The organism is Acididesulfobacillus acetoxydans, from assembly GCF_902729405.1.
GTDB classification, from domain to species: domain Bacteria; phylum Bacillota; class Desulfitobacteriia; order Desulfitobacteriales; family Desulfitobacteriaceae; genus Acididesulfobacillus; species Acididesulfobacillus acetoxydans.
In genome coordinates this window covers 449,816-474,453 of sequence record NZ_LR746496.1, presented here as the reverse complement: position 1 = coordinate 474,453, position 24,638 = coordinate 449,816, and the positions used below count along the sequence as shown (strand labels likewise).

The 24,638-nt window shown below is 54.8% G+C and carries 24 protein-coding genes, 1 tRNA gene and 1 riboswitch; of the genes, 24 read left to right on the top strand and 1 reads right to left on the bottom strand.

All coding sequences use genetic code 11. The annotated features are described in order from the left end of the window. Positions 1 to 83 precede the first annotated feature (83 nt). From rpsF to rlmH, 21 genes are all read left to right on the top strand, one after another. A complete protein-coding gene (gene rpsF, locus MNU25_RS01995) occupies positions 84 to 371 on the top strand; it encodes a 30S ribosomal protein S6 (RefSeq protein WP_240983554.1) in 288 nt (95 codons plus the stop codon). Between the two features lie 16 nt (positions 372 to 387). Next, positions 388 to 825 carry a single-stranded DNA-binding protein gene (locus MNU25_RS01990; protein WP_240983553.1) on the top strand — a complete coding sequence of 146 codons (438 nt, stop codon included), beginning with the start codon at positions 388 to 390 and terminating at the stop codon, positions 823 to 825. A gap of 20 nt (positions 826 to 845) precedes the next feature. Further along, positions 846 to 1,076 carry a 30S ribosomal protein S18 gene (gene rpsR, locus MNU25_RS01985; RefSeq protein WP_240983552.1) on the top strand — a complete coding sequence of 77 codons (231 nt, stop codon included), beginning with the start codon at positions 846 to 848 and terminating at the stop codon, positions 1,074 to 1,076. Between the two features lie 53 nt (positions 1,077 to 1,129). Then, positions 1,130 to 1,447 (top strand): MazG-like family protein, encoded by a 318-nt coding sequence (locus tag MNU25_RS01980; protein WP_240983551.1) that lies wholly within the window; start codon positions 1,130 to 1,132, stop codon positions 1,445 to 1,447. Between the two features lie 73 nt (positions 1,448 to 1,520). Continuing rightward, the gene (locus MNU25_RS01975; RefSeq protein ID WP_240983550.1) at positions 1,521 to 2,462 is read left to right on the top strand and encodes a DUF2232 domain-containing protein; all 942 of its coding nucleotides are present in this window, start codon (positions 1,521 to 1,523) and stop codon (positions 2,460 to 2,462) included. Between the two features lie 66 nt (positions 2,463 to 2,528). Beyond that, the gene (rplI, locus tag MNU25_RS01970; protein ID WP_240983549.1) at positions 2,529 to 2,975 is read left to right on the top strand and encodes a 50S ribosomal protein L9; all 447 of its coding nucleotides are present in this window, start codon (positions 2,529 to 2,531) and stop codon (positions 2,973 to 2,975) included. Between the two features lie 110 nt (positions 2,976 to 3,085). Further along, positions 3,086 to 4,975: a Lon family ATP-dependent protease gene (lonC, locus tag MNU25_RS01965; RefSeq protein WP_240983548.1), complete on the top strand. Its 1,890-nt coding sequence runs from the start codon at positions 3,086 to 3,088 to the stop codon at positions 4,973 to 4,975. Positions 4,976 to 5,024: 49 nt separating this feature from the next. Beyond that, positions 5,025 to 6,395, top strand: a complete 1,371-nt coding sequence (dnaB, locus tag MNU25_RS01960; RefSeq protein WP_240983547.1) for a replicative DNA helicase — start codon at positions 5,025 to 5,027, stop codon at positions 6,393 to 6,395. Positions 6,396 to 6,650: 255 nt separating this feature from the next. Continuing rightward, on the top strand, positions 6,651 to 7,934 hold the full coding sequence (locus tag MNU25_RS01955; protein WP_240983546.1) for an adenylosuccinate synthase: 1,284 nt from the start codon (positions 6,651 to 6,653) through the stop codon (positions 7,932 to 7,934). 205 nt (positions 7,935 to 8,139) lie between these two features. Continuing rightward, positions 8,140 to 8,215 (top strand) — tRNA-Gly (locus MNU25_RS01950). 259 nt (positions 8,216 to 8,474) lie between these two features. After that, on the top strand, positions 8,475 to 8,678 hold the full coding sequence (locus MNU25_RS01945; protein WP_240983545.1) for a type II toxin-antitoxin system HicA family toxin: 204 nt from the start codon (positions 8,475 to 8,477) through the stop codon (positions 8,676 to 8,678). 39 nt (positions 8,679 to 8,717) lie between these two features. Beyond that, positions 8,718 to 9,122: a type II toxin-antitoxin system HicB family antitoxin gene (locus MNU25_RS01940; protein ID WP_240983544.1), complete on the top strand. Its 405-nt coding sequence runs from the start codon at positions 8,718 to 8,720 to the stop codon at positions 9,120 to 9,122. 1,118 nt (positions 9,123 to 10,240) lie between these two features. Then, positions 10,241 to 11,605, top strand: coding sequence for a Na+/H+ antiporter NhaC family protein (locus MNU25_RS01935; protein ID WP_240983543.1), 1,365 nt, complete (start codon positions 10,241 to 10,243; stop codon positions 11,603 to 11,605). Between the two features lie 154 nt (positions 11,606 to 11,759). After that, a complete protein-coding gene (locus tag MNU25_RS01930; protein WP_240983542.1) occupies positions 11,760 to 11,930 on the top strand; it encodes an aspartyl-phosphate phosphatase Spo0E family protein in 171 nt (56 codons plus the stop codon). A 108-nt stretch (positions 11,931 to 12,038) separates the two neighbouring features. Further along, on the top strand, positions 12,039 to 12,179 hold the full coding sequence (gene scfA, locus MNU25_RS01925; protein ID WP_240983541.1) for a six-cysteine ranthipeptide SCIFF: 141 nt from the start codon (positions 12,039 to 12,041) through the stop codon (positions 12,177 to 12,179). A gap of 267 nt (positions 12,180 to 12,446) precedes the next feature. Continuing rightward, positions 12,447 to 13,877 carry a thioether cross-link-forming SCIFF peptide maturase gene (gene scfB, locus MNU25_RS01920; RefSeq protein WP_240983540.1) on the top strand — a complete coding sequence of 477 codons (1,431 nt, stop codon included), beginning with the start codon at positions 12,447 to 12,449 and terminating at the stop codon, positions 13,875 to 13,877. 294 nt (positions 13,878 to 14,171) lie between these two features. Continuing rightward, entirely contained in the window at positions 14,172 to 16,172 is a 2,001-nt protein-coding gene (locus MNU25_RS01915) for a molybdopterin-containing oxidoreductase family protein (protein ID WP_240983539.1), read from the top strand. A 348-nt stretch (positions 16,173 to 16,520) separates the two neighbouring features. Next, on the top strand, positions 16,521 to 17,165 hold the full coding sequence (locus MNU25_RS01910) for a tetratricopeptide repeat protein (protein ID WP_240983538.1): 645 nt from the start codon (positions 16,521 to 16,523) through the stop codon (positions 17,163 to 17,165). A 44-nt stretch (positions 17,166 to 17,209) separates the two neighbouring features. Continuing rightward, complete coding sequence (locus MNU25_RS01905) at positions 17,210 to 18,019, top strand: MBL fold metallo-hydrolase (protein ID WP_240983537.1); 810 nt, start codon at positions 17,210 to 17,212, stop codon at positions 18,017 to 18,019. Between the two features lie 19 nt (positions 18,020 to 18,038). Continuing rightward, entirely contained in the window at positions 18,039 to 19,184 is a 1,146-nt protein-coding gene (locus MNU25_RS01900) for a S1C family serine protease (protein ID WP_240983536.1), read from the top strand. A gap of 130 nt (positions 19,185 to 19,314) precedes the next feature. Further along, positions 19,315 to 19,782 carry a 23S rRNA (pseudouridine(1915)-N(3))-methyltransferase RlmH gene (gene rlmH / locus MNU25_RS01895; RefSeq protein ID WP_240983535.1) on the top strand — a complete coding sequence of 156 codons (468 nt, stop codon included), beginning with the start codon at positions 19,315 to 19,317 and terminating at the stop codon, positions 19,780 to 19,782. A gap of 170 nt (positions 19,783 to 19,952) precedes the next feature. On the opposite strand, the gene MNU25_RS01890 is transcribed toward rlmH, so the two are convergent. Continuing rightward, a complete protein-coding gene (locus tag MNU25_RS01890) occupies positions 19,953 to 20,429 on the bottom strand; it encodes a 23S rRNA (pseudouridine(1915)-N(3))-methyltransferase RlmH (protein ID WP_240983534.1) in 477 nt (158 codons plus the stop codon). A gap of 331 nt (positions 20,430 to 20,760) precedes the next feature. Here MNU25_RS01890 and MNU25_RS01885 point away from each other — a divergent pair, with 331 nt between their 5' ends. The 3 genes from MNU25_RS01885 to MNU25_RS01880 all read left to right on the top strand — a co-directional run bounded on the left by MNU25_RS01885 (position 20,761) and on the right by MNU25_RS01880 (position 24,613). Next, positions 20,761 to 22,893 carry a cell wall-binding repeat-containing protein gene (locus MNU25_RS01885; RefSeq protein ID WP_240983533.1) on the top strand — a complete coding sequence of 711 codons (2,133 nt, stop codon included), beginning with the start codon at positions 20,761 to 20,763 and terminating at the stop codon, positions 22,891 to 22,893. A 14-nt stretch (positions 22,894 to 22,907) separates the two neighbouring features. Beyond that, positions 22,908 to 23,030 carry a hypothetical protein gene (locus MNU25_RS20060; RefSeq protein WP_261486893.1) on the top strand — a complete coding sequence of 41 codons (123 nt, stop codon included), beginning with the start codon at positions 22,908 to 22,910 and terminating at the stop codon, positions 23,028 to 23,030. 23 nt (positions 23,031 to 23,053) lie between these two features. Then, positions 23,054 to 23,231, top strand: a riboswitch (Lysine riboswitch). 128 nt (positions 23,232 to 23,359) lie between these two features. Next, complete coding sequence (locus MNU25_RS01880; RefSeq protein ID WP_240986690.1) at positions 23,360 to 24,613, top strand: diaminopimelate decarboxylase family protein; 1,254 nt, start codon at positions 23,360 to 23,362, stop codon at positions 24,611 to 24,613. Positions 24,614 to 24,638 lie beyond the last annotated feature (25 nt).

The following is a 24,638-nucleotide window of genomic DNA, read 5'->3' as shown; positions in this document are numbered from 1 at the left end:
TAAAATGGTATAATTTTTTCTTGTAAGTCTAAAACAATCCCTGCTCCGTTTCTACGGGGCCGCAGTCCGGGGGGAGGTGCAAGATGAAAGCGTACGAAAATCTGTATATCATCCGGCCAGATCTGGATGATGAGGCGCTTGCCGCGGCTGTGGACAAGTTTTCCGCCGTTGTAACCAACAACGGTGGGGAAAATGTCACGGCTGACAAATGGGGTAAACGCCGCTTGGCTTACGAAATTAAGGATTATCGGGAAGGTTTTTATGTCCTGATGAACTTTGACGGTGAAGCCCGTACGGCGCAGGAACTGGAGCGGATGATGAAGATCTCCGATGATGTTCTTCGCTTTTTGACGACGAAAAAGGAAGATTAGGTTAGGAGGGGCTGAAGTGTTGAACCGGGTCGTGTTGATTGGCCGTTTAACCAAAGACCCCGAACTCCGTTATACTCAGAACGGCGTGGCTGTGGCAACCTTTTCGCTGGCGGTTGACCGCAAGTATAAAAACGCTCAGGGTGAGCGGGAAACCGATTTTATTCCGGTGGTGACCTATCGTCAGCTGGCTGAACTCTGTTCGAACTATCTGGCCAAAGGGAAATTGGCGGCCGTGGACGGTCGTATTCAGGTGAGCTCTTACACCGGGCAGGATGGACAGAGGCGCTGGTCCACCGAAGTTGTGGCTGAAGACGTGCGTTTTCTCAGCCCGAAAGAAGGAAGCTCGGCAGGCGGGGCGGCCGGGAGCGCCGGGCCTTCCGCAAGCGGCGGCTCTTTTGGGGGGGTAGGATCCTTCGGTCATGAGGTAAGTCTGGATGATGATATCCCATTCTAAAGGGAAGGTGAGATTGAAGCATGAAACGCGAACGCGGACGGCGTCCCCGGAAGCGGGTGTGCAGTTTCTGTGTCGATAAAGTGGAGTCGATCGATTACAAGGAAACACACAAACTGCGCAAATATGTGACAGAACGCGGCAAGATTTTGCCGCGCAGGATTTCCGGCAATTGTGCGAAACACCAGCGCCAAGTGACCTTGGCAATTAAAAGGGCTCGCAGCATAGCCTTATTGCCATACATGGTTGAGTAGGCCGAAGGGAGCAAGGTGCTCCCTTTTTGTATTTTAGGGAAGGACTGAGCCCGATGGCAGTGGAATCGGTTGAAGTGGATGTAGTCAAGGGAATGAAGGCAATTGACGAACTCAAGGTTGAGTTGCTCAAGGCGCTGTGGCAGTTGCAGCAAGGCGCTTTGGCCGGCTCGGAGACTGAGACGCTGGAGGCCCTGTCCGACCTGGTGGGCCTCAGCTACCTCTTGACTAGGAGGCTCGGTTATGATTTTGCGCGGCTCGACCGGGTCCTCTTGCAACGCTTGGAAGCCTGGAGAAAGACGGATAAGGCGGAATTTGAGGAGCGCTGGGGAGACGTCAGCTTGCTGCTCGATTATTTGGCCCCGGAGGAGTAAGGCGGTCGGGTCCCCGTCTTGGGGAGGTTAGGGCGTTTGGACGAGACTGACGAGCGGATAGGAGAGCAAGGCAATGTATTGGAGTGATCGCAAAAGTTTGGACTTCTTGGCGGGCATAGTTCTGATCGCTTTTCCGCTGGCCGGCGTGGCATGGGGACTTTGGGGCTGGATTTGGGAGATTCTCCTTTTACTGGCCGTTTTTTCGCTGGGACTGCGCCGGGGTTGGGAGATTACCGCGCTCCTTCTGGTGGTCGGGTACGGGTCGGCCGCCCTGGCATTTCGCTGGAGCGGACTGGAACAGATGGGGTATATTCCTTTTGCCGGCCTGCTCACAGTGGCGGGCTGGAAACGGCACTGGCCGCAGAGTGTGAATACCTTTTGGAGCTTGGCGGTGACAGGGTTCCTGGCGGCTCTGCCCTTAATCGGCTTTGTGCGTCAGGGCTTGGATCCGGCGATGCTGAAGGAAATCGTGAGCGGCAGTCTGGCTTCTTATAAGTCTTCGGGAATGCTGGCTGCCGCCCAACAGCTGGGAGTCACGGAGAGCCAGTTAAAAGCGGGGCTGGAAAAAATGCTGCCCGTTTATTTTTCTCTGATCCCAAGCTTCGCGGCTTTGTCCGGTTTGGTGAAATTTGGCTTGGCCTCTTATATTGCCGGGCGTCTCCTGCCTGAAAGGGGTCGGGCCAAAGTACCTTTTTCCCGTTGGCGTCTGCCGTGGTACGCAGTCTGGGGCGCGATTCTGGGTATCGCCTCCTATCTGTTGGGGGACCAGTTCGGCTGGTTTGCCTGGAAAACGGTCGGCATGAATGTGATGGTGGTGTATGGCGTGGCAGCGCTCGTGCTGGGGGTGGCTGTTTACGGGTATGTGCTCAAATCCGCCAAAGTACCCCGCTTTGTCAAATGGCTTCTGCTCATGGTGAATTTGTTTTTCTTCTTCTTCAGCCTCGTGGCGCTTATGATGTTTGGCTTGTTTGATGTGGTTTTTAATTTCCGGAAGCTGCCGGAAACAGAGGGCTAGCGCAATAGCGCAAGAAATAGTCCGCATTGCGGCTGGGGGTATACTCCCGGAAGGAGGTTTGAAGCGATGAAAATCATACTGGTATCCGATGTCAAGGGGACGGGCAAGAAAGGCCAGGTCTTGGAGGTGGCGGACGGATACGCACGCAACTTTCTTTTTCCCAGGGGATTGGCGTTGGCGGCCACGGAGAGCAACATGCAGGATTTGGTCAACAAAAAGGCCTCGGAGGAAAAGCGCAAAGAAAAAGAAAAGCAGTTGGCCCTAGACTTGGCCGGCAAACTCCGGCCCCTTGTCGTCGAGGTCGGCGCCAAGACCGGCGAGGCCGGCCGCCTATTTGGCTCAGTTACCAACAAGGAAATTGCCGATACGCTCAAGCAAAGATACGCGTTGGATGTAGACAAGCGGAAGCTTGAGCTAAGGGAGCCCATCAAAGCCCTGGGAACCTACTCCGTTCACGCCAGGCTCCACCCCGATGTGAGCGCGGAGTTCCGGGTCCGGGTGATTGCCAGTTGAGTTTCCGGACGGACGCTGAGATAAAAAAGATCCGGGGGTGCCAGAAGCGGGGGTGCACGGCTTGCGGCCTCAGGCTTTTGGCTTTCGGCTAGGGGGGAACCGGTCCCGCGATGAAAGAAATATTAACGAAATGGCTGCAGGGCGATGCGAGTGCGGCGGACGAGGCGGGGTTAAAACGGGAAGTGGAGGCCCTCTATTCCTTTCTGGCCGAGTTTTACGGTGCGGATCGGCTGGTCTTAAAAGCGAGCAAACTGGATGCGTTGGCCTTAATGCGTTCGCCGGACCTTGCGGAGAGGGTTGCCGCCCTGGAGAAAATTGTTTCCAACGATCCGGTAGCGCGTCTCCTTCCTTCGCAGGCGCAGATTCCTGAGCGGCTGGCAAGAATTGAGGACGGGATAGCCGACTTGCTGGCCCGCCGTTCGGTGGAGGAGCGCCTTGACAGGCAAATCGAGGATCGTATGCAGGAACGGCATAAGGATTATGTGCAAGAGATCAAAATGCAGGTCCTGAAAGAGGCTGCCGGACCGGAGAACGCCCAGACTCTGAAAAAACTCGGTCTGTTGGAAAGAATGAATCGCACCCGGCTGGGTCGTTGCGCCGCGGAGGTTTTGCGGCCCCAGACTGTCGGGGAGATTATAGGCCAGGGACAAGGGGTTCAGTCCCTCCTGGCCAAGCTGGCTACTCCCTATCCCCAACATATCCTCATCTACGGGCCGCCCGGGGTTGGCAAGACTTCGGCGGTTCGGGCCGCGCTGGAAACGGTCAAGGGGCATGCTAATTCTCCGTTCGCGCCCAACGCGCCTTTTGTCGAAGCAGACGGCACGAGTTTGCGCTGGGATCCGCGGGATGTGACCAATCCCCTTTTGGGTTCTGTCCATGACCCTATTTTTCAGGGGGCAAAACGCGACTACGCCGAAACCGGGATTCCCGAACCAAAACCCGGCTTGGTGACCCAAGCCCACGGGGGTGTTCTCTTCATCGATGAAATAGCTGAAATGGATGGCCTTTTGCTCAATAAGCTGCTCAAAGTGCTTGAAGACAAAAGAGTGTTTTTCGATTCTTCGTATTATGACCCGGCTGATCCCAATGTGCCGCAGTTCATAAAGAATCTGTTCGAACAAGGGGCGCCCGCGGATTTTGTCTTGGTAGGGGCGACGACGCGTGAGCCGGCTGCTCTGAGTCCGGCTTTGCGGTCCAGGTGCTCGGAGGTTTATTTCGTTCCCTTGGAACCGGAACATGTGCAGAAGATCGTTCGTCAGGCAGCGAAGAAGCTGGATCTTGACTTAGAAGAGGACGTCGCCGAGGTCATCAGTGAATACGTGATTGAAGGGCGCAAAGCCACCGGCATCCTGACAGATGCTTACGGCTTGGTTCGTTACCGCAGGCCGGAGGCGGAAAGGGCCAGAGTACGGGTGGAGGACGTCCTTGAGGTCCTGCGTTCGGCCCGTTTGGCCCCCTGTGTCTTGCGCAAGTCTGCGCCGAAGCAGGAAGTCGGCCGCATTCTGGGCTTGGGAGTGGCGGGTTTTCTCGGCTCCGTCCTGGAGATTGAAGCCATTGCCTTCGGCGGTATGGCGGGAAAGGGAACCGTTCGTTTTAACGAAACCGCCGGCAGTATGGCCAGGGATTCCGTGTTTAACGCGACTGCCGTGATTCGCCGGATCACGGGCGCGGACCTGCGGGATTATGATGTCCATGTTAACGTGGTTGGGGGCGGAAAAATTGACGGTCCGTCAGCCGGCTTGGCTATAACTCTGGTTCTTTTCAGTGCCATACAGGACGCTCCTTTGAGACAGGACCTGGCCGTTACCGGCGAGATCTCTATCCAAGGCAAGGTCAAACCGGTAGGCGGCATTTACGAAAAGATATTCGGGGCTAAGCAAGCGGGAGTTCGCACCATCCTTATTCCCGCGGACAACCTGGCCGATGTCCCGGGGGGTATCAAGGGGATAGAGATAATCCCTGTCAGCGATTACGAAGAGGCGGCCAAAATCGCATTTTAGTTTCCAGCCGGGTCTTTGTCGCTTGTGATTTGGCCGGAGGAGAATAAAGATGGAACTCATGAAAGTTCCGCCCCACAACTTGGAGGCGGAGCAGTCGGTTTTGGGCGCTTTGATGCTCGATCCCGGAGCGGCGGGCTCCGTTTTTGAAATACTTCAACCGGAGGACTTCTATCGGGACAGTCACCGGTTGATTTTTGCGGCGATACGTGAACTTTTTGACAAAGGAGACCCTATTGACCTGGTGACCGTAACCGAGACTTTGAGAAGTCAGGAGCATCTGAGCCTGGTCGGAGGGATGGCCGCGGTCGCGGAAGTGGCCCGTTCGCTTCCTTCCAGTGCCGGTGTGGAGTACTATAGCAGGGTTGTTTCGGAAAAATCTTTGCTGCGCCAACTTATCAAGGCGTCCGGTCAAATCGTCGAGCGGGGGTATCAACCGGGAGAAGAGGTTCAAACTCTTTTGGCCGAAGCGGAGAAGATGATCCTGGACCTTTCCATGAGAAGGGGTAAAGAAGGATTTGTCTCGATCCGCACGGTTTTGCTCGAGACCTTCGAGAAGATTGAATATCTTTATAGCAACAAGGGAAACCTCACGGGGGTGCCTACCTTTTTCCGCCAATTAGATCATCTCACATCGGGTTGGCAGGCATCCGATCTTATTATCATCGCAGCCCGCCCGTCGATGGGAAAGACGGCTTTGGTTTTAAACATGGCCCAAAATGCGGCGGTCCGGGCCAAAATGCCGGTAGCTCTTTTTAGTCTGGAAATGTCAAAAGAACAGCTGGTACAAAGAATGCTGTGCTCGGAGGCAATGGTTGACCAGCAGAGGGTGCGCACAGGTGAGTTGGTCGATACGGATTGGCCGAAACTGACCAGAGCGGTCGGCCCTTTGTCCGAAGCCCCGATTTGGATTGACGATACAGTGGGCATTTCCCTGACCGAGTTGCGCTCCAAAGCCAGACGCTTGAAAATGGAAAACGGTTTGAGCATGCTGATTATCGACTACCTGCAACTTATGACTTTGGGACGCAAGGCCGAAAGCCGTCAGCAGGAAGTCGCCCAGATCTCCCGCGGGCTCAAGGGAATCGCGCGTGAGCTGAAGGTCCCGGTTCTTGCCCTCTCCCAGCTCAACCGGGGAGTCGAGCAACGCCAGGACAAACGCCCGATCATGTCAGATTTGCTGGAGTCGGGGGCCATTGAGGCGGATGCGGATGTGATCTCTTTTATTTACCGGGACGAATATTATCACCCTGACTCGGAGAAGAAAGGAATTGCGGAAATTATTCTGGCCAAACACCGCAACGGTCCCGTGGGAACAGTGGAACTGGGTTATCTCAAGGAGTTTACCAAGTTTGTTAACCTTGACCGGCAGCACATGACCAACCAACAGGGCGTGGCTGACGCAGAAGCTCAGCATTTTTAGAAGCGCTTTGAGTGGTGCGGTTTCGCCCGGATGTTCTGAGCAGGGTAGAGGTGGGGAAGACAAAAAAGAAAAAGGAACGGTGAAGGGAGAGGATCTAGGCAGAGGGGCAAAGAAATATACGAATAATAGATGAATATTACCAAGAAATGTTCGGATTTTGATTGACATATGGGAGAGGGATTGCTAATATTAAGCTGTTTGTGAGGCCATCCGGGCCCCGGTGGGCGGGCCCAGTGGAAGATGGGAGGAAACGAAATGGCAGCTGTCGTTTTGATCGGAGTGCAATGGGGAGACGAGGGGAAAGGGAAAATAACGGACTATTTGGCGGCCCAAGCAGACATGGTGGTTCGTTACCAGGGAGGCAATAACGCCGGCCATACCGTGGTCAAGGAAGGTGAAGAATTCAAACTCCACCTGATACCTTCGGGTATCCTTTATCCTGAGAAAACCTGTGTCGTTGGCAATGGGGTTGTGCTCGACCCGGCGGTTATTCTCGATGAACTGCGCCAGTTGCGCGAACGCGGCGTCCGCAGCGGTAAGCTTTTGATCAGCGGAAATGCCCAGGTCATCATGCCCTATCATAGGTTGCTGGACGGTTTGGAAGAAGAAGCCCGAGCCGAGCAGAAGATTGGTACGACCAAACGAGGCATCGGCCCTTGCTATATGGATAAAACGGCCCGCATCGGCATTCGGGTTGCGGATCTTCTGGATCCGGAGGAGTTTGCCTTTAAGCTGCGCCGAAATGTGCAGGAAAAGAATATGCTGCTGACCAAGGTCTATGGGGCGGAACCCCTTGACTTCCAGCCTATTTATGATGAGTACTTGGCTTTCGGGGAGGCTCTGCGTCCGTATGTTGTGGATGCTTCCCTGGTGATTAACGAAACCATCCAGGCCGGGGAAAAGGTTTTATTTGAGGGCGCACAGGGGACGCTTTTGGATTTGGACCACGGAACCTATCCGTATGTGACCTCGTCGCACCCCATTGCCGGAGGCGCTTGCACCGGGGCAGGAGTGGGTCCGACCCGGATTGAGCGGGTGGTCGGAGTGGTGAAGGCTTACACGACTAGGGTTGGAGAAGGACCGTTTCCCACGGAGCTCCTGGAAGAAACGGGTGAAAGGATCCGGGATAAGGGGCGTGAGTTCGGCACGACGACGGGCCGAGCCAGACGCTGCGGCTGGTTCGATGCGGTCATCGCCCGCTACGCCGTGCGGGTGAGTGGGATCTCCGATTTAGCCATGACCAAGCTCGATGTTTTAACAGGCTTGAAGAGCATAAGGATTTGTGTCGGCTATCGGGTGGACGGAGAGGTTCTCTATGAGTTTCCTCAAAGTCAGAAAGTCTTTCAGCGCAGCCAACCGGTTTATGAGGAAGTTCCCGGCTGGCAGGAGGATCTTTCAGAAGTGCGTAATTTTGAGGATTTGCCTAAAAACGCCCGCCTCTATATAGAGAAAATCGAACAGCTCACCGGCGTACCGGTCACCTTGGTGGCTGTGGGGCCGGGGCGGGAGCAGACCATCGTGCGAGGCGCAATTTTCTGAGCCGGAGAGGAGCCAACTGTTCAGGTGATTCCCATGCCTTAAAAGTGTCGGCGAAGGAACACGAGTAGGCACAAGGATTTTGCGGTTTTCCTGATCGTCTATTGCCGTTGCCTTGACTTGCTGGCGGGCAAGATATATAATAATTAGTGTTCCGCCTGGTTTTGTCCAGTGGGCAAGATCGTGGCTGATTTTGCCGGCGGATTTCGCGGATGTGGCTCAGCTGGTAGAGCATTGGCTTCCCAAGCCGAGGGTCGCGGGTTCGAATCCCGTCATCCGCTCCATATGAAAATGCAGGTATCGCAAGGGTTTGCGGTACCTTTTCATTTTATGCGCGGAATTCGTAAAACACATTTGACAGCAACCTTACAGCAACCGGCGAAAAAGAAAAAAGCCGGTGTTTTCCGGCTTTGATTTTGCCGTCTTAAGCATAGTGTTAACATTTGTAACCTTGGTTGTGCCGATACTGACCGTACTACGCGTTTGACCATTGATATACGCATAAATAATGCGTATAATCCAGTTAGAAGGAGAGAATCAATAATGACGGTTCGGGAAGTTCTAAGGGTATTGAACAAAGACGGTTCGATACTCAAAGAAACCAAGGGCTCGCACATCCAGCTCATACATCCGATAAAACCGGGTAAGGTGACCCTACCGAACCACAAAGGCGACATCCCGTCCGGGGGCACTCGGCAGCATATGGAAGCAGGCAGGGTTCAAGTAGACCCTGTGCCTTGCTTATAAGATGAACTAAAAATAATAAATAATAATAGGGGAATTAATTTGCGTAAAGTCACTTATTTTGCAGTCTTCGAACCGTCAAAAGATGGAGGCTTCGGTGTGTATTTTCCTGATCTGCCGGGGTGCGTTTCAATGGGGGATAACTTTCATCATGCTCAGACCATGGCCGCAGAGGCTTTAGGGCTTCATCTCTGGGGGATGGAGAAAGACGGTGATGTCACAGCGAATCCTACCCAGCCGCCATTTGAGGATATCCCGGCCGGCGCAATCATCGTTCCAGTGACGATTTTCCCAGAAGTTGTAAAGGATGAAATGGATAATCGGTCAGTAAAAACAAATATAACTCTGCCGGCATGGCTGAAGGAATTGGCCGAAAAACAGGGAGTAAACTTTTCGCAGATTACCCAGGCAGCATTAAAGGAATATCTTGGAGTAGACAGGCCGTAGTGTTGACTTCCTCCCCGCGTTGAAACGCGAGGATTCCCAAGTTCCGGCACTCAGTATTCGCTGAGTGCTGAACTGGCAGGCCGTACAAGTGGTCTCTATGCACTCGCCGTTAGGCCTGTACTGCAGTTTGCACTGCAATCACAACGAAAAAGGGTAAAAGGCAGCGAATCCCAGTGAACTCGTTCAGCTTACGCTGAACATCACGATAGTGTCCTGTGGACACTGTCACCGAACCGCAAGCTTTCAACGCATACTTGTGCGGTGAGGATACCACTACCGTGGGTAACTCCGGGGGTTCCGCGGGAGCTTTCAACGCATACTTGTGCGGTGAGGATGTCTTCGGTGACGAAAGTCTCCAGTGGAGAGTTTCGCCGAAGCCGCCTATCCCAAAATTACACTTCTCGGCGAAGGCGTCATTGTCCGGTGGACAATGACGGCCGAAGGCGGAGTCTACCCCCACCGCAGCGGGGTACGTGGGACCCACTCCCACTTGTAGAAGTGGGAGTCTTACGTTTTGGATAAATGTTAAGGGCGAATTTCGAAGAACATGAAACGTATATCAGAGCTTAAGCCATTCTTCATAAACTTGCCCAATCCTTCGACGAGCTATATAATTAAATTAATGTGCGGGAACATCCTCGCCGTTTAACCCGGACGCAGAGGGCCCCGGGAAAACGGAAAAGTAGCACTTCTCGGGTGAGGCTACTTTTTTATTTTTGGTGCGTCACAGCGTGTTTGCTGCGTTACACAAGCCGGCGTATGCCAACGACAAGTGCCGCGTACGCCGCGGACAGGGAGCGGGCATAGCAGGTACAAGGAAGGCTAAATTGGCTATCGAACAAGTAAAGGAATATTTCCGGCAATGGAATAAGATATTCAAAGGCCCGAGCCTGGATCGACGTGTGCAAGGATTGGAAGGTTAATGGGTAGAACGAGGCAGGGCCATGGGGTAGAGAGCAGAGCAACGCCTCGGGGGGTAGAACCCCGCCGCTGCCGGAATTGCTCGCCGGCGTTCACTACGACCGAGAGAAGAGACATGTCGCCGCGGGGAGAGCCCCGGGGTGTGTGGCCGGCGTTGCGGATACGGGTGTTGGTTCTTCCGCTCTGCATAGGGGAGAATGGAGAAGGCTGAGATGGATCTTGTTTTGGGCATGATAGCAGCGATTGGGGTTTTGGTCGCCTTTATTTTGAGGGGGGCTTTTGTCGGTTATCCGCTGGTTCTCTGCCTCCTCATCTTCGCCTTTATTGCCTGGGAGCGCGGCTTCCGGCTCCGGGACGTGGTCCGGATGGCTTTCACAGGCGCCAGAAAAGCGTTCGTAGTCTTGAAGATCTTTATCCTGATCGGCGCGATCACGGGGGCTTGGATGGCTTCCGGCACGGTGCCCGGGATCGTCTACTACGGAATGAAATACATGAACCCGCACTACTTCATACTCTATGCCTTTGTGGTGAGTTCGGCCGTTTCATTTCTGCTGGGTACCTCCTTGGGCACGGTGAGTACGGTAGGGGTTGCCCTCATGCTCATGGCTAAGAACGGAAATATCAACGCCAATATTGCGGCGGGGGCGATTATAGCCGGAGCCTATTTCGGAGACCGTTGTTCGCCCATGTCTTCGAGCGCCAACCTCGTCGCTAACCTGACGGAGACGAATCTCTATACCAATATCAGGAATATGTTTAAGAGCGCGGCTCCTGCTTTTGTTCTGTCCTTAGTCCTTTATTATATTATTTCTCTGCGCTGTCCTTTAAGCTTTGTGGTCGGCCGGTTAGACGCGGAACTGCTAAATATTTTCCGGATTAATGGCTTGGTGTTGGTTCCGGCGCTGCTCGTCCTGCTTTTGGCGCTGCTTCGACTGGACATCAAATTGGCTATGCTTCTGAGCGTGTTGGTGGCGGCCGGGATCGGTGTTCTGTTTCAGCAGCAGCATCTGAGCGAAGTTGTGCGGGATATTGTTTTAGGGTTCCGCTTGGACAAGGCCAGCCCACTTCGGTCCATTGTCCAGGGGGGCGGGATAATTTCCATGCTCAAGCCTTCGTTTGTCGTCTTTGTGTCTTGTGCCATGGCCGGAATTTTCGAAGGAACCCGCATGTTCGGGAGCATTGAGGCCATTCTCCTGCGGGCCAAGGGCAGGTTTGCGCTCTTTAGCTACACGGCGCTCGTCAGCCTTGTGACGGCAGCTTTGGGCTCCAATCAGTCCATTAGTCTCGTTCTTACCGACCAGTTGATGAAGAAAAGCTACGCAAGCAGCGAAAAAGGCAACTATGATTTAGCCGTAGATCTAGAAAATACGGGAGAAGTTCTGGCTGCCCTGATTCCCTGGAATCTTGCGGCCCTGGTTCCGACTGTGACAATGAAAGTGAGCAGCGTGGGGTTCCTGCCTTACGCGCTTTATCTGTATCTGCTTCCTCTGACGCTTATGATGTATTTTGCTGTTCGTTCCGTCCGGGAGGCAAGGGCAGCTCATACGGAAAAAGTCGGCTGACGCTTAGCTGGGGCGGGCTGCAACGGAATTTAGGAAAAGGTGGGGGTTTCGGCAGCGTTGCGACAAAAGTAGTCAATATATGCTATTGCGGCAGAGGCTGGAAAGAGGTATCCTGTAGCAGTGGGTAAACCTCCCAAGAAAGAGGGTGAAAATTGTGGAGCGCGAGTTGTTGGAGGAGCTGGAAACGTGGCGATGCAGAATGTATACGGTCGCTGCGGACAAGGACTTGTCTGACCCGGAAGTTCTTATGATCAGTCAACGAATTGATGTCTTGGTCAATCGGCTTTATGCTTTAGAGAGAGATATCGATGCACATGCGGCCTGAGGCCGGGGCTCCTGACATTTGGCCGGGCTGCCCGGAAGGGCTTCCTTTTGTATGTGGCATCGTGCTATAATCAGTGAGAAAGAGGTAAGACCGAAGGGGGGAGTTTGAATGGCTAAACATATTCAAACCGTGATTAGGACGAATTTAAGTGACAGCGTGAAGACCGGGGGTTGTGGCGCCTGTCAAACTTCATGCCAGTCAGCATGCAAAACGTCCTGTACGGTTGGGAATCAAGTGTGTGTCAAGTAGATGCTCATATCGTTGTCGGCGGAAACCGGTGCTTAATCCCGTTGCGGAGGGAATAGGACGCAGGTACGGCTTCGGAACCCACCCCTGGCTGGGATGGGTTCTGTTTCTGTTTTGATGGACAGAGCGCCCGCACACTCGCGACTTCAGTCACGAGCTGGGGCGCTCTTGCCTGGATCATGATGGTATCACGGGTTCAGGCGCCGGCCTATCCCTTTGGCAGGCAGCCGGCGGCGATAACGGCAGGGTTTTCGGAGAGAGAGGATTGTCATGTTGGATTTGACCGGCTATAATCTGGAGAAAAATGTACATGTGTTTCGGCAAGGAGACCTCAATATTGCTTATGATGTAAATTCAGGTTCTCTGCATGTCGTTGACGAACCGACTTACCGGATTTTAAGGGTTATGGGGACTTTGCCGGTTCTTTCGGCGGCGGAAATTAAGCGTGGGCTCGGGAGAGCCGCCGTGGATTGGGCCGTTGCGCAGGAAGTCCTGGATGAACTGGCAGACTTGAAAGAAGAGGGGGTACTTTTCTCAAAAGAAGCGGAGGAGCAAGGCCCGAGCTATCCGGAGAAACCTTTGGTCAAGGCCGTCTGTCTGCACGTGGCCCATGATTGCAATTTGCGTTGCGGCTACTGTTTTGCCGGGTCCGGGGCTTTTGGCGGGAGCCGTATGTTAATGGATGCGGAAACCGGGAGGAGAGGAATCGACTTTGTCTTGTCTGCTTCCGGCCACCGCGATCACTGTGAGGTGGACTTTTTTGGCGGGGAGCCGCTGCTCAATTTTCCGCTCGTTCGGGAATTGGTTCGCTATGGGCGGCAGGCGGCGGCTGAGCGACATAAGACTTTGAAGTTTACGCTTACCACCAACGCGGTGCTGTTGACCAAGGAAATTGAGGAGTTTCTGGAAAAGGAAGATATCAGCGTCGTTTTGAGTTTAGATGGGCGGCCGGAAGTGCATGACAAAATGAGACCCTTTGCCAACGGGCAGGGAAGTTATGAGCGGGTGGTCCCGTCGATTCGGAGTTTTGCCCGGAGACGCCCGGAAAGTTCTCCTTATGCAGTCGGGACATATTATTATGTACGGGGAACGTACACGCATTTTAATTTGGATTTTGACCGGGATGTGGTCCACATGCTGGATTTGGGGCTTAAACGGATATCGATGGAACCCGTTGTCGCTTCTCCGGAAGAGCCCTACGCTTTCCAACCGGATGATCTTGAGACAATCAGGGAGAGTTATGATCGTTTGGGAGAGGAGATTATCGAGCGCAGAGCGAGAGGAGAGGATTTCAGCTTTTTTCATTTCAATATGGCTTTCGAACAAGGTCCTTGTTTGCCCAAGCGGCTTGCGGGTTGTGGGGCGGGTCATGAATATGTGGCGATCTCCCCTGAAGGAGACCTCTATCCTTGCCATCAGTTCGTCGGCCAGGAGCAGTTTAAAATGGGTTCTCTCTATGCCGCGGATCCGCTCGAACTGAACCGGGATTTGGTTCGGTCTTTCCGCGCCGCGCACGTTTACGCCAAAGCCTCCTGCCGGGTCTGTTGGGCCCGTTTCTCCTGCAGCGGAGGGTGTCATGCCGCGAATTTCGCCGCCGGCGGAAGCTTGACGGAAGTTTATGCTTTGGGGTGCGAGTTCCAGAAAAAACGGCTGGAGGTCGCCCTGTACCTTAAGGCGAAAGAACTGCAGACGGTCCGTTAGTTCAAACAAGGGAGTCCGAAGAGGGCCTGGGTGTTTGGTGCCGGTTTCGCCGCACTTTCCCCGGCTTCGCAGACAAACTCCGCTTCCAAAAAGCGGGCCTGGTGAAGGGGATCTAAGCGGATGCGTTCTCATCCCCGGAATCGAATTCCGAGGTTTTCCCGCGCATGTTCTATAAAAGGGCCGAAATGAAAACGGTTAAATGGGAGCGGTTGAGCAGGAGCGGTTGGGCGGAAAGAGAGCGGCCGAAAGAGTGCAGACACTGAAGGATAGGCGCTGACTAAGGGGGGAGTTTTCTTGACGGAGGTTGTTCGTTCGGCTTGCCCTTTGAACTGTCCGGACAGCTGCGCTTTTCTCGTTGAAAAGACCCAACAGGGACTGCGGGTTTACGGTGACAGGGAGAACCCCATAACGCGCGGGTTTATTTGCGCCAAAGGGCGGGCCTTAGCCGAAAGGGTGTTTTCGCGCGACCGCTTGCGGTTTCCTCAGCTTCGGGCGGGAACCTCCTGGAAACGGATATCCTGGGAGGAAGCGTATAAACTTTTGGCCGGGGAAATCCGGCGGACCGTGGAGGAAACCGGCCCCTGGGGAATTTTTCACCATTTCGACTACGGCCATAACGGGGTTTTGCGGGCGCTTGACCGGCGGTTTTTTCAGGCCTTGGGCGGCGTAACGGAACCCAGGGGAAGTATGTGCTGGGGCGCCGGTTACCGGGCCCAGGAAATAGACTTCGGTGCGGTTCGCAGCAGCCTTTGGCAAGATCTGGTCCGGGCGGGGTTGATCATTCTTTGGGGGCGCGATCCGGCCGTTACGAGCATTCACCTCCAGCCCCTTTTGCGCGCAGCGAGAAGGCAGGGGGCGAAGCTTATTGTCATTAACCCTGTCAGGGTCAGGAGTGCGGATTTCGCAGACGCCTACTTCAGGGTTAATCCGGGCACGGATGGGGCTTTGGCCCTGGGCTTGGCGCACATTGTTCTGGATCGGGGGTGGCTGGATCAAGACTTTGTCAAGGCACATGTTAAGGGATTTTCCGCTTTTGCCGTCAGGGTCAAAGATTTTCCTCCGGCAAAGGTCTCCGCTCTGACCGGAATGAGTGTGGAGGATATGCGCTTTTTGGCGGAGTCGATGGGTCGGGAGAAACCGGTTTCATTCCTTTTGGGTTACGGACTGCAACGCTATACTAATGGGGGCAATACGGTTCGCGCCGTCGATGCCCTGGCTGCCCTGACAGGCAACGTTGGGCGCCCGGGAGCGGGGGTTCACTTCGCTCACGCCTACCATAAAAGGAACTTGAACAGTCTTTTTCTTCCCCCGGGGGATTGGCAAAGCCGGGCCTTTCCCCATGCCCTCCTGGCGCAAAGCTTGAAGCAAGCTGACCCGCCTGTGCGCTTGGCCCTGGTCACACGCTCCAATCCCCTGGTTCAGCAGCCGGATTCCCTGCTTTGGCGGGAAGTTTGGCAGGGGATTCGTTTTAAAGTTGTGCTTGACACGGTCATGACAGAGACAGCAAAACAGTCGGATCTTGTCCTGCCGGTAACGACTGTCTTCGAGGAAGAAGACCTGATCGCCACATCGTGGAGTCCGTTCCTCCAATATGCCGGTAAAGTACTGGAACCTCAAGGGGAAGCGAAAGCGGAACCGCTTCTCTTTACAGAATTGGCCCAGAGACTGGGCTTGGGACGCTATTTTCCCTTCTCGGCCGCAAAGTGGTTGGAATACGTGCTGGAGCCCCTGGCGCAACAGGGGGTCACTTTAGGCCGGTTGAAAGAAGGACCTCTCCGGGCACCCTATATTCCTGAGGTGGCCTGGGGAGATTATCTATTTGCGACTCCGTCGGGAAAGATCGAGTTATTTTCCGAATTGGCCCGGAAGGAATCGGGCGACCCCATGGCGAATTTTACCGGGGAGCGGCCCGATGTCCCGGGTGGAGATGGCTCCGGGCTTGAGGGAGAAACGAGAGAATTTCCGTTTTATCTTTTGACGCCTCATCCTGCGGCAGGAATTCACTCCCAATTTATGGAGGGAAAGGGATTGCGGGTTTTTATTCACCCCTCCCTGGCCGGACGATTTAAACTTTCACCGGGGGATATGGTTCTGGTTTCGACTGCCAGGGGGCAGTTACAGGCGCCTGTGGCAGTTTCGGAGGCTATTCATCCCAGCTGTGTTGTCATTCCGGAGGGCGTTACGGCAGGGGGGCTGGGCGTAAATCAGCTGATTGGGGGCCGGGTGTCGGACTTGGGAGAGAGCACGTCTTATTATGAGGAGCGCTGCACCGTCCGAGCCACCATCCGAGCCTAAAAACGGCTCTAGAGATGACGAGTCAACCACCCCATGCCTAAAGGTCTAAAGCCAGGGGCTTCCGTGCGAAGCATTCGGTGACCCGGGCGGTAGGGAGGTCCCCGGAATTCCTCAGAGGAGTTCCGGGTCATTCCGGGTCATTCCGGGTAGGTTCCGGGTCATTCCGGGTAGTTCCGGGTCATTTCGGGTAGTTCCGGGTCATTCCGGGGAGTTCCGGGGAGTGCCGAGGAGTTCCGGGTCATTCCGGGGATAGACTGCTTTACCGCCCTATCCGGCCGGAAGAAGAAGGGAACTGGGCGCGGCTTGCCCGGCATGGGGGAGATCTTTCGGGGGGAGGAGAGTGAAGGTTTGAAGAAAAGGACGCAAAAGGCGCTGACAATTATTCTGGCCGTGTTTGTGACTCTGAGCATGGTGGGTTCGGCAGCCTTCAGTTTGTTTTACCCGGGTTTCAACGTTCCGCCTTCTTCACCCGCCACTCCGTCGTCTTCAGCCGAGGCCGCGGCAGCGGCCGAGGTACAGTATCACCAGGCGCAGAGCCAAGTGCAAGACCTTTTGCAAAAGCTTAAAAGTCAGCCGGACGATGTGACTTTGAAGGAACAATTGGCCAACGCTTATTATGATTTGGGCGTGACCGCGACCCGAAGCGCGCCGGCCGAAGCGCGGGGGGACTTCACCAAGGCGGTTCAAGGTTACCAAGAGATTCTTAAGGTTAAGAAAGATACCAATCTCGTGCTTGATTTAGCGACGGCTGCCCTTTATGCCGGTCAAAACGGTTTGGCGGAGAAAAGTTATCAGGAGGCTCTGGCTCAAAAACCGGATTCCTTTGACGTGCTCTATAGCTACGGACTGTTTCTGGCGCAGGCCAAACAGGATTATGCCGGGGCGCTGAAACTGTGGCAAAAGGCGCTGGCCGAGGATCCCGGCAATGCTAACGCGGCCCAGTTGAAAAAATTGATAGCACAGGTGGAAGGGTTGCAAAAAGGGAAACCCTAGCCGGGGGAGCCGGGGAAAAAGCGCTGTTGAGGGGTGACGGGATTTTGCACTTTGCGACACTGGCCAGTGGAAGTTCGGGGAATGCGATTTTGGTGGGGGAAGGGGAAAGGGGTTTTTTAGTCGATTGCGGGATCAGTGCCAAGCGCCTGGTGGGGAACCTGGCGATCCTCAACGTTCCGCCGGAGCAGATTGAAGGCATTATTGTCACCCACGAACATATCGATCACATCAAAGGAATCGGAGTCCTGGCTCGTAAATTGAAAATTCCTATCTTGGCTACGGCCGGACTGTGGGAAGAGATCCGCCAAGCCGCGGGTCCGCTGAAGGATGAACAAAAGATTATTATCCCGGCGGAAGTTTCCCTGGCCGGTCTTGATATTAAGCTTTTTCCGACATCGCATGACAGCAGGGAAAGCTACGGACTGAAGATTACGCGTCAAACCGCCGGCCACAAAAGGCTGAGCTTAGGGATCGCGACGGACAGCGGAACGGTTACGCAAGCGATGCATGAGCACTTGCGCGGCTGTGATGCCTTGGTGGTTGAAGCTAACCACGACGAGGAGAAGCTTTGGCAAGGGCGTTACCCCTGGCCTCTAAAAAGGCGGATCGCGGGAATTTACGGCCATTTGGAGAACGGCCAGATTGCCGAGGGTCTGTTGAGCTGGATCGGGGAAAATACACAGCGGGTCGTTCTGGCCCATTTGAGCGAGGAGAATAATACTCCGGAGGCTGCCTTGACCGCCGTTCTGCGCGCGTTGAGGGGTTCCCGTATTGCCAAAGAGAATCCGGAACTTCGTTTGAGGGTAGCACCCCGCCATACTCCGCATGAACTTATCTATTTGCGTGAAGAATAGATTAAGGGAGGTAGAAGCTATGGGCTATTACAAGGGATCAAACTACTCTTTTGGCAGGGGACCCCGCCTTTTGCCGACGGCGGTGGTGGCTTTGTTCAGTGCCCTGCTCGGCGGAATTTTGGCGCTCGGCTTGGGCCATTCCCTCTATGGAAACCGGGCGGTACAACCGCCGGGAAACCCGGTGACAATCACGCAATCCAGTGCTCCGCCTGTGACTTCCGGCGGCCAGCCCAATTTCCCCGCGGTGCAGATCGCCAAGACTGTCGGCCCCACGGTCGTAGGGATTGCCAATTTCCAAGGCTCGGGCGGTCTGTTCGGGGGGCAGGGTCTGAGCGAGTACGGAAGCGGCTCCGGGTTTATTATTGATGCAAAAAATGGGTATATCGTGACCAACTACCACGTTATTGACGGAGCCCGGAAATTAGTTGTGAGCTTAGCGGACGGCCGCAATCTCGAGGCGAAGGTCGTCGGGGGCGATCCCCGCACGGATCTGGCGGTCATAAAGATTAGCGCGAATAATCTGACGGCTGCGCAATTGGGCGATTCCAACAAACTGCAGGTCGGTGAGCCGGTGGTCGCGATCGGGAACCCGGGAGGGCAGGAATTTGCCCGTTCCGTCACGGTGGGGGTCGTTTCCGCGACAAACAGGGTTTTGAATCTGCAAGGAGAAGCCAGTTTTAATCTGATTCAGACGGATGCCGCGATCAATCCGGGCAACAGCGGCGGACCTTTGGTGAACTATCAGGGGCTTGTGATCGGAATCAATTCGGCTAAAAACCAGGAGCCCGGCTTTGAAGGGATGGGGTTTGCCATCCCGATCTCGGATGCTCTGCCCACGATCAAGCAGTTGATTGAAAAAGGGTACGCCAGCCATCCCGCGCTTTTGGTCACTATCGATTCGCGCTATAATGCCGAATACGCCTCCCAGGAGGGTTGGCCGCAAGGCGCTTACGTAGCGCAGGTTAACGTCGGCGGGCCTGCGGCCCAAGCAGGGATCAAACCCGGGGATGTGATCACTGAGGTCAACGGGGTGCGAATCCGTAATTCTCTTGAGCTGACCCATGAACTGTTCAAATATAAAGCGGGAGAAAAAGTAACCGTAACGGTTTACCGTAACGGCACTTCGATCAACATCCCGGTGGTTCTGTCGGAGCTCAAGTCTTAGCGGAGGCGCACAACCTTGATTCTCTGAGTCGAACGCCCGGCCCGGCAGCCCATGACCGGTGCCCGCGCCCGCGTGGGGCTGGGGCGCCGCCGGCAGCCGTCTGCGACATGGGGAGGGGGTGGGTTGTGCTGTGCTTCGGATCAAAATCATAGCGGCCGGCAAAATTCGCGAACGTTACTTGCAAGAGGGGATTGTGGCTTACCGGCGGTCTCTGGCCGCATACGCCTGGGTGGATATCGTGGAGGTGGCGGATGAACCCTGCCCACCCAGGCTTTCTCGGGCGGAGGAGGAAAATGTTAAGGTCCGGGAAGGGGAGCGTTTGCTGGGCAGAGTTTGTGCGGACGATTTTGTGATTCTCTTGGATGTTGAAGGCCGGGAAATGGATTCCCCGGCCTTTGCGCGGATGCTGAAGAGTGTGGCGGAGCGGGGGAAGACCGGCCTTGTTTTTATTATCGGAGGTTCTTTGGGGGTGGCTGAAAGGGTGCGGAGGAGGGCCGATTTTCGCTGGTCTTTCTCTCGGCTTACTTTTCCCCATCAACTGATACGCTTGGCACTATTGGAGCAGCTCGACAGGACCCTGGTCGGGAAACCGGAATGAATGTTTTCCCGGTGTTCGCCGGTGAAAGTTTACCTGCAGAGAGTCGCGGGGCTGAATCCGGTTCGGCCAAGTTTGTGCCATCCAAGGACAGAGGGGCGGTGTGTACAGACGAAGATCTTCGCCGCATGCCCCCGGCTTCAGCCAGGCTCCAGCCAGGGAGAGCCCTGGTTTTACTTGTGGTAAGGTTCATGCCTGAGAATACGAAAAGCGCGATAGATCTGTTCGTATACCAGCGTGGCCTGCAAGCCCAAGTTCATGTCCAAAGCAGTCAGGGTCAGTATTTCATAGTCCGCGCCAGGGGATAGGCCGGTTTTCTCGGGGACGTTCAGGGGCGAGCTCGGGAACGGCCCGGCCCGGGCAGGAAGCAAGTCTGGCGCACTCAGGATCAAGGCGGTTTCCGAGATCCCCGCTAGGGTTAAAGTGTTGATCCTGTCGGCCAATGCTTCGGAGGACAGCGATTTTCCGCCGCGGCGGGATATCAGGATCTTGTGGGTTCGGGGTGAGAGAGCACTCGTCAGCTGTTCGCCGGACGCGAAGCAGACCCGGCGTATTCGGCAATACCGGCTTAAGCGTTTTTCGTACTCATGCAGAGCTTCAACGTAGAAACCCCCGATTTTTCCCCCTAAGAGGTAAACAGTGAAGTTCATGGCGAAAATATCCTCCGTTAGTGTGGCAAGTCTAGGCCAAACCCACTGCGTCCATGCTAAGATTAACCGCAGGATTTTGCAAGCGGTTCATCCAATCGTGAGACTCCCACTTTTGCCAAAGCATCGTCACTTTTGCGTATTTTGGCATGAATTGGGGAGGAATTCCTAAGACTTTTGTCGAATCAATAAACGCGGCGCTTTGGAGGTGCCCTCTTAAAGCGGCCTCTCGTGAGACAAAGTCGCGAATCCGGGAGAACCCGGAACCGGGAGAAGGAGGTGGGCTGTGTCGGCAGCGTTATTGGAAAATTAATGGAGGAGATTTTGACGAACAATGAGTGTGGACAAGGTTTTAGGACAAAGAATGCGCGGGGCCCACTTCCTCTTGGCCGTCATTTCGACGGTCGTTTTTTGTTTCTTGTTTACACCGAGAGTTTTTGCGGCTACCACATCGGCAAATAGCGCCGGCATCATGGCCCCCCCTGCCAGTATTGCCGGTGCTGATCGCATCGGGACGGCCATCGGGGTCGCTCGGGCGGGATGGCCGGACGGATCGCAAAACGTGGTGGTTGTTCCCGCGGATCAAGCTAATTTAGTGGATGCTCTGTCGGCGGCTCCCCTGGCCGGGCAGCTAAAGGCACCGATTCTCGTCACTTACAAATCGGGTTTGGATTCCCGGGTCGCGGCGGAAATAACGGCTTTGAAAGCAACCCGCATCTATGCGATAGGTGCGCTTAGCCCTTCTGTCGTTAAGTCATTGAAAGGGATCGCCGGAGCGAACGTGATTCAGCTGCAAGGCGCGTCCCGTACGGACACGGCCACTTTGGTGGCGAAGCAGCTGACCGGCAGCCGGGGGTCTTTTGTTGTCGGCTATAACGGCATTCCTGACGCGCTATCCGTCTCTTCTTATGCGGCCGCTAACGGTTATGCCATTCTCATCGCCAACCCCGATGGAACTCTGCCCGCGTCTGAGGCGGATTTTACCGGCAGCGGAGTCTACATGCTAGGGGGGCCTTCATTAGTCGCGGATATTCCGGGCGCCACCCGTCTGGCCGGGACGGACCGGTACGCGACCAATGAGAAAATCATTACCGGTCTCCCCTTCAAATATGACGAAGTCTATTTGGCCAACGGGGAGACGATGGTTGACGCTCTGGCGGGTTCATCCCTGGCCGCGCTGACCGATTCCCCTATCGTCTTGGTTAACAGTGCCACAACCGGACCGCTCCCCGCCGATGTAAGTAAGGAGTTCAGGTACGGTACTCAGGTTATCGGTTTGGGTGGCAGCGGGGTTCTCCCCGAGGGTATTCTGACCTTGGCTCAGCAAGCCGCCGGTACGGTAGTCTCTGTGCAGCCCGTCAGCGTGACGACCAAGGCGGGCCAGGCGCCCGTATTGCCGGCTACAGTGGCGGCCACGATGAGTGACGGCACGACTCAGAATGTTGCGGTGACGTGGGCAAGTGTGGACGCGAGTGTGTACGCCGCCCCTGGAACGTTTGTAGTGAGCGGGGATATTGCGCGCTCGGCTATCAAAGCCACAGCAAATCTGGTGGTGACTGGTTCCGCACCGACGGTAACGGGTCTGCCGCCGGTGAGTATCACGACTACCGTCGGAAATCCGCCCGTGTTACCGACGACGTTGACGGCGACGATGAGTAACGGGGCAAGCGAGAGCGTTGCCGTCGCCTGGTCTGCAGTGAGCCCAAGCCAATACGCTTCGGCGGGAACTTTTGTCGTCGTTGGCAGAGTCGCGGGTTCCACCCTGACGGCTATTGCCACGGTAACGGTTACGGCGGGTACAGACATGTATTATGGCAGCGATTCCGGTACGGGCAGTGCCGCTTTCGCGCAGGATTTTTATATCGGACAGCTGGGCTACGGAACTCACGAGCACTTTGATCCCGGTTCGGGCGGGGATGATTCCGGCGGCGGGTATTTTAACGGCAGCGGGGCTGCCAAAGCCACTCGGATTTACGGTTACTGGCTGTTGTCCGGGCTCAGTGCCGCGCCAAAGGGGACAACGGCGGCCGCCTGGGGGCAAGAACAGGCACAGTTGGCTTACCGTGCCTTTCAGGATTTGAGCAAGTATTATGGTTCAAAAGTAAAGCCGGTTGTGTTTGCGGATGTTGAAGACTGCGGCGGTGGTCTTGACAGCAAGGACTACACGAATAACCGGGCGATTTATGCGTCTTTTGTCAACTGGCTCAAAGAGAACACTATGGTAAAACCCGGGACCTATTCCAGTCCGCATGAGTGGGGCAGTCTGACTATGGGGTCAAATTTTGCGCCCTTGACACCGGGGTACTATTGGGTGGCCGATTATCCCGATCTGGGCGGACATCCTGATCAAAACGCCTTGACCCCGTCCAATCCGTTTTGGGTTAACTTTCCTCAAACGAATGAACAAGCCGAAATCTGGCAATTTGAGGGCACCCCGGATTACGACGTGGCTCGTATTTTGCCGTAAGCGAGAGGGTGTTTATGGGTCAATTGAACTTCTCCACTCAAATAGACTTTACAGAAACTGGATTATGGATGAGTTTTGTTGAAGCGGGCAGCGGCTTAAAGTCACCCGATGGGTTGACAAAAGCGGTTTTAGGTTAGATAATCAAACAGTAATTAAATCTATCAGGGATAGAGGCGCGGTTGATTAAGAGTAGGCACCCGGAGTTGGCAGACGATGAGGAGTGCGGAAAGGAACAACCGCCGAAGTACGGCTTGTGCCACAGGTCCGTGCTGGTCCGGCACCGAAGAGGTGTCTGACTGTCATTTGGCTTCAAGGCCGGATGGAGCGCTATCTCGCATGGCTGGGCTGAAATTGGCTGGGGCCGAATTTTTGGGCGGTTTGCGAGATACTCGCGGCCGCCTTTTACTTATGGGGATTGACAATGTTTACAATCTACCGTCGGGAGCAACAGGGAGGAATACTAATCGTGGTTGCAAAGAACCTGCCTTTTACGAAGGAACAATTGGAGCAGATTATTGACGAGTACGGTTCACCGTTTCATATCTACGATGAACAGGCGATCCGGACAAACGCCCGTCGTTTAATTAAGGCGTTCGCCTGGGCGCCGGAGTTCAAAGAGTATTTTGCTGTCAAAGCGACCCCCAACCCTTACCTTCTCAAGGTTTTGCGCGAGGAAGGATTCGGAGCGGACTGCAGCTCTTTGGCCGAGCTCATTCTGGCGGAGAAAGCGGGGATCTGCGAGGAGAACATTATGCTCACTTCCAACGATACCCCAGCGGAAGAATACGAAAAAGCGCGGGCCTTAGGCGCGATTATCAACCTGGATGATATCAGCCATATCGTATACTTGGAAAACTATGTTGGGCTGCCGGAGATGCTTTCGTTCCGGTATAATCCCGGGCCGCTGCGAGCGGGCGGAAATGCTATTATCGGCAACCCTGAGGAGTCCAAGTATGGGCTGACTCGGGAACAACTTTTCCAAGCTTACCGGATTGCCCAAGCCAAGGGAGTTCACCGCTTTGGCATTCATACGATGGTTATATCCAATGAACTCGATCCGACCTACTTTATTGAAACCGCCAAGATGATGTTTGATCTGGTGGCTGAGATTTACCGCGAACTGGGTATCCGGATTGAACTGGTCAATTTGGGCGGGGGGATTGGCATACCGTACCGGCCCGAAGAGGCGGCGGTTGATCTTGAATTTGTCGGCCGGGGAATTCGGGAAGTGTATGAGGATAAAATCGTTGCCAATAACTTATATCCCTTAAAACTGGCTATGGAATGCGGCCGCATGATCACCGGGCCACATGGTTATCTGGTGGCCAAAGTTCTGCATAAGAAGGAGATCTATCGGGACTATATCGGACTGGACGCGAGTATGGCGAACCTGATGCGCCCAGCCATTTACGGCGCTTATCACCATATAACGGTTATGGGGAAAGAGGATTGGCCCCTCGATCATATCTATGATGTGACGGGAAGTCTTTGCGAGAATAATGATAAATTTGCTGTGCAGAGGCCGCTGCCGCGGGTGGACATCGGAGATATCATCGTCATTCACGACACGGGGGCGCATGGACATGCCATGGGTTTTAACTATAATGGCAAACTGCGCTCGGCAGAACTCCTGCTCAAGCCGGAGGGACGGGTGGAGTTGATTCGCCGGGCCGAAACGCTGGAGGATCACTTCGCCACGTTGGATTTCAGCGGTCTGTAAATGCCTTCCTGAAAGTCCTCTCCTT

What these genes read in the sequence shown, in the direction of transcription:
- rpsF (WP_240983554.1), top strand. Translation starts at nt 84, where the DNA reads ATGAAAGCGTACGAAAATCTGTATATCATCCGGCCAGATCTGGATGAT.
- rpsR (WP_240983552.1), top strand. Translation starts at nt 846, where the DNA reads ATGAAACGCGAACGCGGACGGCGTCCCCGGAAGCGGGTGTGCAGTTTC.
- MNU25_RS01980 (WP_240983551.1), top strand. Translation starts at nt 1,130, where the DNA reads ATGGCAGTGGAATCGGTTGAAGTGGATGTAGTCAAGGGAATGAAGGCA.
- MNU25_RS01975 (WP_240983550.1), top strand. Translation starts at nt 1,521, where the DNA reads ATGTATTGGAGTGATCGCAAAAGTTTGGACTTCTTGGCGGGCATAGTT.
- rplI (WP_240983549.1), top strand. Translation starts at nt 2,529, where the DNA reads ATGAAAATCATACTGGTATCCGATGTCAAGGGGACGGGCAAGAAAGGC.
- lonC (WP_240983548.1), top strand. Translation starts at nt 3,086, where the DNA reads ATGAAAGAAATATTAACGAAATGGCTGCAGGGCGATGCGAGTGCGGCG.
- dnaB (WP_240983547.1), top strand. Translation starts at nt 5,025, where the DNA reads ATGGAACTCATGAAAGTTCCGCCCCACAACTTGGAGGCGGAGCAGTCG.
- MNU25_RS01955 (WP_240983546.1), top strand. Translation starts at nt 6,651, where the DNA reads ATGGCAGCTGTCGTTTTGATCGGAGTGCAATGGGGAGACGAGGGGAAA.
- MNU25_RS01945 (WP_240983545.1), top strand. Translation starts at nt 8,475, where the DNA reads ATGACGGTTCGGGAAGTTCTAAGGGTATTGAACAAAGACGGTTCGATA.
- MNU25_RS01935 (WP_240983543.1), top strand. Translation starts at nt 10,241, where the DNA reads ATGGAGAAGGCTGAGATGGATCTTGTTTTGGGCATGATAGCAGCGATT.
- scfA (WP_240983541.1), top strand. Translation starts at nt 12,039, where the DNA reads ATGGCTAAACATATTCAAACCGTGATTAGGACGAATTTAAGTGACAGC.
- scfB (WP_240983540.1), top strand. Translation starts at nt 12,447, where the DNA reads ATGTTGGATTTGACCGGCTATAATCTGGAGAAAAATGTACATGTGTTT.
- MNU25_RS01900 (WP_240983536.1), top strand. Translation starts at nt 18,039, where the DNA reads ATGGGCTATTACAAGGGATCAAACTACTCTTTTGGCAGGGGACCCCGC.
- MNU25_RS01890 (WP_240983534.1), bottom strand. Translation starts at nt 20,429, where the DNA reads ATGAACTTCACTGTTTACCTCTTAGGGGGAAAAATCGGGGGTTTCTAC.
- MNU25_RS01885 (WP_240983533.1), top strand. Translation starts at nt 20,761, where the DNA reads ATGAGTGTGGACAAGGTTTTAGGACAAAGAATGCGCGGGGCCCACTTC.
- MNU25_RS20060 (WP_261486893.1), top strand. Translation starts at nt 22,908, where the DNA reads ATGGGTCAATTGAACTTCTCCACTCAAATAGACTTTACAGAAACTGGA.